Below are 8,434 nucleotides of genomic sequence, written 5' to 3'. Positions count from 1 at the left end.
CTATGCCGGCGCCGCGGCCGCTTTCTCCAATCCTTCATGGTGTCCACCTAACTCCTTAGATGGACGCCATCCTTGCCGCTTAACGCGCAACGCTCAAGGGTGGGTTCGCCGGACGCTTACATTCTTGCCACGCCGTCCTCCGCTAGTCTTTTGCGGATTGTGTGGTTTTGATGCGCGCGTGGCAATTTGCGCCACATCAGAGCTCGGATGGTTTGGCAGGCGCTGGTCTGTCTCCAAGCCATTGCCCTGAGCGGTTTGGAGCCTTACCAAGCCGTCTGCGACTCCAAACCCAATCACTGAAGGAATAGAGCGTCGAAACCTGCAGCATTGAAGCTTCAGCAGATATGGGCTACAGGCAAATCTCATTTGCCAGACGCTTCAATACAAAAAATCTGACAGTCCCAGTTAAGTCTCACCCCAACAGCCGCGCCCACCCCCGATCGACGATCAGCCTGCGCGAAGCGCCCTCAAGCACCCCCCGTTTGCACTTGTTGACATTCCCACCCCCAGCCCCACCCCCTCCACCCGCTACAGTACCCGCAGAGGACTCACAGCGACATCTATGGCAGCTTTAGACGGACGGCGCTTCGCAATCGTCGAGGACGATCCTGCGCAGCGGGACTTGCTGCAGCACATCGCGAAATCGCTGGGCGCCACGAGCGAGGCATTCGGCTCGGGCGAGGCGTTGCTCAAGGCGCTGCAGCGCGACACTTTCGATCTGTTGATGGTGGACTGGAACCTGCCCGGCATCCAGGGCCCCGACATCGTGAGCACCGTTCGCGCGCAGCTCGGCCTCGACTTCCCGATCATCCTCATCACCAGCCGCGCGCTCGAGTCTGAAGTGGTCACCGGCCTCAAGGCAGGTGCCGACGACTACGTCACCAAACCCGTGCGCCCCATGGAGCTGGCCGCTCGCATCCAGGCGGCGCTGCGCCGCGCTTACCCCGAGCCGCGCACTGAGCGGCGCGAGTTTGGCCTGTACACCTTCGACATGGTCAACCGCGTTGCGCTGCTGCGCGGCGAGGCGGTGGACTTGCAGCCGCGCGAGTTCGACCTGGCCGTGTTCATGTTCGCCAACACGGGCCGCCTGCTGTCGCGCGCGCACCTGCTCGAAAGCGGCCTGCACGCCAACCCCGACACGCTCTCGCGCTCGCTCGACACCCACATCTCGCGCCTTCGCGTCAAACTCGCCGTGGGGCCAGCGAATGGATTCAAGCTGGCGAGTGTGTATGGCATGGGTTACCGGCTCGATGAGGTCCATGAATGAACAGGCCCATGAACACGTTGATGAACAAGCTGCCCCTCTCCCTCATCGGCTTCCTCGCCAGTGCCACGTGCGTCACCGCGCTCGCGCAGCAACCCGCGCTCGACCATGTGGATCACACCGTCGTGCAAGGCGACACGCTCATCGGCCTGGCCAAGCGCTACTTCGACGATGCAACGCAATGGGTCGCGTTGCAGCGCGCCAATCCGTCGATTCGTGATCCGCGTCGGCTCCAGCCCGGCTCGCTCGTGCGCGTGCCGGCGCTGGGCCTGCCCGGGCCGGTGGCCGTGCACGTGAGCGGGCAGGCGAGCTTCACGCGCCTTGGCCAGAAGCGCACGCTGGCGCAGGGCGATGAACTGCGCGAGTCCGATATGGTCGATGTGCAGCCGCAGGCCTATGTCACCTTGCGCTGGCCCGAAGGCATCGTCACGCATTTGCTGCCCGGCACGGCAATGAAGATTCTTCCGCCGCCAGGTGCGAGCGTGCAGGCGCGCAACACCAAGGCTGCCGACACGTCTCAAGCACCGCGCGCACGCCTGATGCAACTGCAAACGGGCATCATCGAATCGCGCGTGCCGCCCGGTGTGGCCGGCACCAACTACCAGGTGCGAACGCGCCTGGGCACAGCGGCTGTGCGCGGTACGCGGTTCGGTGTGCGGCTGCCTGCGTCTTCGGCGATGGTGACGGAGGTCTCTGAAGGCAGCGTGCAGCTGGCTGGCTCGGGCTACGAGCCGCTCGCTGTTCCTGCCGGAACAGGCGCGGTGGCAGACGGTTCGGCGCGTCAGCCACAAGCAGTGGCCATGCTGGCCGCGCCGGGGGTGGATGCAACGCCTGTGCTCACGCCCGAATCAAACCTTGAAGCCGCCGCTGTCGCAGGCGCGGCCAACTACGAATTCGAGATCGCACCTGCGGCCCAGCCCGATGCCGTGTTGCGCCGTGCGAGCAACGCAGCGCCTTCATTTGCGCTGCCGCGTGTGGCCGACGGCAGTTATCGCACAACGATCCGCGCTGTGGACGCGCAGGGCATTCCCGGCCGGCCAGCAGTGAGTGCGCTCACCGTGATCACGCTCGCATCGCCATTCATCAGCGAGCCGCGCAACGATGCTGTGCTGGGGCAAGGCCTGCCCACGCGGCTGGTGTGCTCCGAAGTGCCGAATGCCACGCGCTATGAAATCGTGATTCGCGATGCCGCAGCCCCAAGCGAGCCTGTGCGTGTAGATGCAGGCACTTCGTGCCAGGCCGCGTTGCCACGTCTGCCGCTGGGCCGCTACGAATGGCGCGCGACATCGTTGCGCGACTTGCCCGGCGGCAAGGTGCTGCGCAGCGTGCCAAGCCCGGCGAGCCGCTTCACGATTGCCGCGCGGCCACCGGCGCCATCGCCCTCCGAGCGTCAGGAAGGCAGTGGCGTGCGCCTGCGCTGGGAGGCCGTTACGGGCGCGAACTATGTGGTGCAAGTCGCGCGCGATGCTGACTTCAAGTCGCTCGTGTCTGAAAACAAAGTCGCTGAGCCAGAAACGCTGCTCAGGCTGCCCACCGGCGCTGCGTTCTTCGTGCGCATCCGCACGATCGATGCGGCTGGCTTGCCATCCGACTTCTCGCCCGCACGCATCGTGCGCGGGCCGGCGTGGCTGGGCTCGAGCGACGGAGCAGCCGTGCGCGACTCGAGCGGCGCGCCGCTGGTGCCCTGACGCGCATGGCGGCGCGCGACGCGTGGCTGGCTGTCGCACTGGCGGCTGTGGCCGCGGCATTGGGCGCGTTGCAGGGGCTTGGCAACGCAGACCTCGCGCTGTCGGACCTGTTGCGCCCGCAAGCGCCGCAGGCTTCGCACGACATCGTGATCGTGGCGATCGACGAACCCAGCCTGGAGCGTATGGGCCGCTGGCCGTGGCCGCGCCTGCGCCACGCCGAGTTGCTCGAACAACTGATGCCGCTTGCGCCGCGCGCCATCGGTTTTGACGTGCTGCTCACTGAAGCCTCTTCACCGCAGGAAGACGCCGTGCTGGCCGACGTGATGCGCCGCAGCGCGCGTGTGGTGCTGCCCGTGTCGTCGCAGCCCGATGGGTCGTTGCTGGCGCCGTTGGCGCTCTACGCAAATGCGGCGCGTGCCCTGGGCCGTGTTGATGTGGTGGTGGATGACGACGGGCTGGTGCGCAGCGTGCCGTTTGGTGGCAAGCCGGATCACCTGGCAGTCGCGATGGCAGCCATAGGCGGTTCAGGCAATCCAGGCAGTGGCGCAGGCAATGGCACTGGCCTCAAGCCGTGGCAGCAGAGCGAGCCTACGCTGCTGGATTTTCATGAACCGGGGCAAGGCTTTTTGCAGTTGTCGTATGCCGATGTGGTGGCGGGCCGTTTCGATGCGGCGCGGCTGCGCAACGCGTACGTGCTCGTTGGCATGACGGCAACGGGCCTGGGGGACCAGCATGCAACGCCAGCGCTTCCGTCGCGCGGCCTGCGCCCTGGCGTGGATGTGCTGGCGACCGCGCTCGAAGCGCAGCTCACAGGCCATGCCGTGCGGCGTGCGCCTGCCTTCTGGAACGCGGTGGCCAACGCGCTGGTGGTGCTGCTGGCCTGCGCGCTGCTCGTGCGGCTGCCGGCGGATCGCGCGTGGGTCGTCTTGATCGGCACGCTGGTTGTCTTCGGTGGGCTGGTGGCCCTGCTGCGAAGCGCTGCGCATGTGCAGGTGCTGCCACTCGCGGGGGCGCTGATGCTCGTCGTTGCGTACCTCGCCTGGAGCACGAGGTGGCTGCGCAAGACGCTGGACTACGTCTTCACCGAAATCGGCCGGTTGCGTGCGGATGGCGCGGCGAGCGATGCGCGCGATGTTCCTGAAATCGGCGACCTGGCGGGCGGCCTTGCGCTGCTGCAAAGGCAGTCTGATGCGATGCGCAATGCCAAGACCGTGCTCGAACAGACACTCGACCGCCTGCCGGATTGCACGTTTGTGGTCGATGCCGAACGCAAGGTCCTGCTGTTGAATGCGGCGGCGCGCGCCATGTTTGCGCAGGTGTATGAGCCTGTGGGCGCAGATGTCGCGCAGCTGTGGTCCCAACGGCTTCGCCGCGCTGATGCGAGCGGTGACCATCCGGACATTCGTGGCCTGGGCGAGCTGCTCGTTGCAACTCCAGCCACGCAGGAAGTGCAAGATGCTGCAGGCTCACGCTTGCTGCTGCGGTGCCTGCCGCGTGCCACGCCGCAAGGCCAGCCGATCGGCTGGATTGCCACGCTGGTGGATGTGCGCGCAAGCCCGTCGCGCGTCGGCCTGGGTGAAGAAGCGCTTGGCCACCTCTCGCACGACATGCGCGCGCCGCAAGCGTCCATCCTGAGCCTGCTCGAACTGCATCGTGCGGGTGCGCTGCAGGCCACGCAGGCTGAGCTGCTCGACCGCATCGGGCGTCTTGCAGAAACCACGCTTGGCTACGCCGATGACTTCATTCACCTGGCGCGTGCTGAGTCAACGGCTTACGACAATTCGCCGCAGCTGCTGCTGGACGTTGCCGTTGAAGTGGCTGACGAGCTGTGGGCGCGTGCGCGGGCAGCAGGGGTGAGCATCACGGTCGACGGCGACGAGGCGTGGTGCCGCGGCGACCGCACGCTGTTGCATCGGGCGATGCAGAACCTGATCGACAACGCCATCAAGTTCGCGCCGCAAGGCACGCAGATCGAGTGCGCCGTCCGCCAGGCGGGCGACCGCGTCGAGTTCAGCGTGCGCGATCACGGGCCGGGGCTGGGCGCTAACCCGGCGCGCCTGTTCGAGCCGTTTGCGCAAGGCGCGCAGGGCACGAAGGGGTCGCCGGGCACATCAGCGCGCACCAGCGGCGCGGGCCTGGGCCTGGCGCTTGTGCGGACCGTGGCGCAACGCCACGGCGGCGGCGCTGAAGCGGCCAATGCAACCGGCGGCGGCGCGCGGGTCGCGATCTGGCTGCCTGCTGTGGCTGCGCCCGCTGACGGCTGACGGCCCACGCCGCCTGGCCGCCCGGCCGCCCGGCGGCGCTGGGCCGAATGTCAACAATCTTGAAGTTCGTCGCGGTTCGCGGTCGCGCTGCCTAGTATGGGCTCATGAAAGGAAGAGACGGGGTTGCAAGCCCCATTTCCAAGATTTGACAGATGTACACCGCCACCATGCAGTCCCAGAGGTATTTCGCCATGAGCCCATTCGACTCTGAACCCCTCACCGCACGCCAGCTTGAAGTAACAGTGCTCGAAGGCGACTTGGGCTGGGACCGTTGGAATGAACTCGTTGCCCGGCAGGAAAAGCGTTTCGCACCGACGATGCCGGCCCCGATCGCATTGCGTGCCGACGTATCCGCGGCAGTTGCAACCGCACCCGCAGACACCGCGCCGACGGTTGATGAAGTGCTGCTCATGACGCGGCGCAACGGCCGTGTGTGCCCGCTGCCGCGCGAGTGGCGAGCCATCTTTGAAAAGCTGGCCGACAAGCCCGACCGCCTGGCCCGGCCCCTGGTGGGCAAAGAGTGGCAGCTCACGTCGTCACTGGCCAAGCGGCTTGTGCTGCGCGACCAGATTGAATGGGCGGCAAGCGCTGGCCTGCTGGGCGAGCTGCGCGACATGCTCGCGCAGCTGCCTGAGGAGAACTGGCTTCACATGGGCCAGTAAAGGAGTACGCCATGTCAATCAAACAATTTTTTCGCAAGCTCACTGGCCGTGGCGCCGCGAGCGAAGACGCAGGCGCATCCCGTTTCCAGTCGTCGATGTATCGCAGCCAGCCCGCAGGATCGTCTCTGTCGCTGGCCTCTGGCGAGCGGCAGTTGCGGCGCGACCTCATGCGTGTTGTGCTGCGCGACGTGCAGGTCAGTGCCGGCCTGGCGCCCACGTGGCTCGCGCTTGAAATCCTGACCACCGGAGCGGGCAACAAGCCCACCGGGATGCATGCGCGCATCGTGCTGCGCACCTGGGTGCCACGGATCATGCAGCACGCCGTCACGCTCGAGCGCATGTATGTCGAGAAACTCACGGCGCTTGATCCGCACGCCAGCGACTGGTTTCGCGGTTTGTCATGGCGCTTGAACCTGCCGCCAGGCCAGCCCGAGGAGCCGTTGCCGGCGCCGGCTGAGTGGTTCATGTCGAGGCCGCTGCCGCCCCGCACGCCACCGATGCGCTCTGTTGCCGCAGGCGATGTGATCGCAGGGCCCGTGCAAGTGGGCTCGGCACCGGCTGCAGAGCGCTCCGCGCGGCTGGAGGCACTGTCACAGCAGCTCGATGCAAACGAGCAGTTCAACAGGCGCAACGGCGTTTTGTTCGCGCCCACGCTGCCCACGCCGCTCTGAGAAGCTGGGCGATTTCGCCCGGCGGCCCTTGCGAAGGGTGCCGCGCCATGCCTGTATGCGGCAACCCGCGGTCGCCGTGATGGTAAAAAGTCGCGTTTTGATCTGGCGGTTCGCCGCTGCACACCATGAACGACGACGCGCTTCGCCCCCGCTTGGGGCCAATCGGCCCAACCAGCATCCCGCCTTACCTCTGCCGGCAGGAGCAGCGTGCGCTCGTCAGCTTTTGCATCACCTGCAAAGACCGGCTGATTCACCTGCGGCAGACGCTGCCGCGCAACCTCGCCTGGCATCAGGACGACGCGGAGGTCGAGTTCGTCATCGTCAACTACAACTCCGGCGACGAGCTGCAGCAGTGGGTCCAGGATGAATGCGCCGCCGAGCTCGCCAGCGGCCGCATCGTCCACTACTTCAACCCCGAGCCCACGGCGTTCCACGCCAGCCACGCCAAGAACCAGGCGTTTCGCCTCGCACGTGGATCGATCCTGTGCAATCTCGACGCCGACAATTTCACCGGCCCGGGCTTTGCAGCCTACGTGCGGGAGCAGCTGCAGGCGCTCGATTTCCTGTCGGGTGGCGTGATCGAGGGCGACCGCATCGTTGCCACGAATGTGCGCGGCGTCGAGGGCCGCAATGTGGTGCCACGCGAACTGTTCTGGGCACTGGGCGGCTTCGATGAGCAGTTCAGCAGCTGGGGCTATGAAGACAGCAATCTCTCCGAGCGGATGATGGCGCTCGGCCTGAAGGGCCGGCTGATCGAGGAGCGCTACCTCTCGTGCATCGATCACGGCGACGAGCTGCGCACCCGCCATTTCAGCAACAAGGTCACGGGCCGCAATACCGGCCGCGCCTTCGGCAGCTGTCGTGACAACTACGAGATCTGGCTTCAGAAGAAGGCGGGCGGCAGTGTGGTCTGCGCGCCCGACCGATTTGGCTGCGGCACGGTCTACAGGAACTTCGCGAGCGAGCCACTTGTTCTGGGCCTGCGTCCGTGACTGCAGCGCCGGTTGTGGTGTCGGTGATCGTTCCGTATTACGGCGAGCGCGCGGCACTTGAGCGCTGCTTGCAATCGCTGGCGCATCAAACGGTGGGCCGTGAGTCGTTCGAAGTGATCGTGGTCAACAACCGGCCTGCACAAGCACTCACGCTGGAAGTCAGCGACTTGCTCGCAAACCTTGCCGTGGTTGACGAGGCCCAGCTTGGCTCCTATGCCGCTCGCAACCGGGGTGCAATGCTTGCGCGAGGGCGCTGGCTGGCGTTCACCGATGCCGATTGCGTGCCCGACGACCACTGGCTCGAAGCCGGCTTGCTTCATGCGGCACGCCACGAGCCGCTCGGCGGGCACATCGAGCTCGTGATGACCAACCCGCAGTCGCTCGTCGAAAAATACGATGTGGCGTTCGGGCTTAACCAGCAGTCGTATGTGGAGAAAAGCGGTTTTGCGGCCACCGCGAACCTCATCGTCGCCAAAACCACGTTCGACAAGGTCGGTCCGTTCTGCGCGCGTTTGCGCTCGGCTGGCGACTGGGAGTGGTGCTTGCGTGCAGCGCGGGCGGGGCACCCGGTCGGCTACTGCGCCGGGGCGATTGTTCGCCATGCCACTCGCACGACGTGGCGGCAGGTGGTCCGCAAGGCGCTGCGTGTTCAGGGCGGCATGCTCACGCTGCGCATGCAGCTGCACCTGGCGCTGGCGCCAGGCGCGTGCCGCTCGTTGCTCGATGCGTTTTATCCGCGGCGCTATGTCGCGAAGATCATCGCCATCAGGAACGCCGGGGATCCATCGTGGTGGAAGCTGTATCTGGCGGCATGCGGGGTCAATGCACTGGCAGTGGCTGAAACCTGCCGCCTGCGTCTTGGGGGCACGCCGCTGCGCTAGCTGGACATTGCT

Annotated in this window: 7 protein-coding genes; all 7 read left to right on the top strand. The window is 66.1% G+C overall.

From position 1 onward, the window contains the following. Positions 1 to 562 precede the first annotated feature (562 nt). Positions 563 to 1,267 (top strand): response regulator transcription factor, encoded by a 705-nt coding sequence (locus GHT07_RS16630; protein ID WP_153586229.1) that lies wholly within the window; start codon positions 563 to 565, stop codon positions 1,265 to 1,267. After that, entirely contained in the window at positions 1,264 to 2,952 is a 1,689-nt protein-coding gene (locus GHT07_RS16625; protein ID WP_153586228.1) for a LysM peptidoglycan-binding domain-containing protein, read from the top strand. Before GHT07_RS16630 ends, GHT07_RS16625 begins: the two co-directional genes overlap by 4 nt. 5 nt (positions 2,953 to 2,957) lie before the next feature. After that, positions 2,958 to 5,216: a CHASE2 domain-containing protein gene (locus GHT07_RS16620; protein WP_153586227.1), complete on the top strand. Its 2,259-nt coding sequence runs from the start codon at positions 2,958 to 2,960 to the stop codon at positions 5,214 to 5,216. A 191-nt stretch (positions 5,217 to 5,407) separates the two neighbouring features. After that, positions 5,408 to 5,878 carry a hypothetical protein gene (locus tag GHT07_RS16615; RefSeq protein WP_153586226.1) on the top strand — a complete coding sequence of 157 codons (471 nt, stop codon included), beginning with the start codon at positions 5,408 to 5,410 and terminating at the stop codon, positions 5,876 to 5,878. 11 nt (positions 5,879 to 5,889) lie between these two features. After that, entirely contained in the window at positions 5,890 to 6,549 is a 660-nt protein-coding gene (locus tag GHT07_RS16610) for a hypothetical protein (protein WP_153586225.1), read from the top strand. Positions 6,550 to 6,674: 125 nt separating this feature from the next. After that, positions 6,675 to 7,541, top strand: a complete 867-nt coding sequence (locus GHT07_RS16605; RefSeq protein WP_153586224.1) for a glycosyltransferase family 2 protein — start codon at positions 6,675 to 6,677, stop codon at positions 7,539 to 7,541. Further along, positions 7,538 to 8,422, top strand: coding sequence for a glycosyltransferase family 2 protein (locus tag GHT07_RS16600; protein ID WP_194792970.1), 885 nt, complete (start codon positions 7,538 to 7,540; stop codon positions 8,420 to 8,422). Before GHT07_RS16605 ends, GHT07_RS16600 begins: the two co-directional genes overlap by 4 nt. Positions 8,423 to 8,434: the final 12 nt, after the last annotated feature.

Origin of the sequence: Caenimonas koreensis DSM 17982, assembly GCF_009646335.1 — a bacterium.
In the GTDB taxonomy this organism is placed as follows: Bacteria; Pseudomonadota; Gammaproteobacteria; order Burkholderiales; family Burkholderiaceae_C; genus Ramlibacter; species Ramlibacter koreensis.
This window is presented reverse-complemented; position numbering and strand designations above follow the sequence as displayed.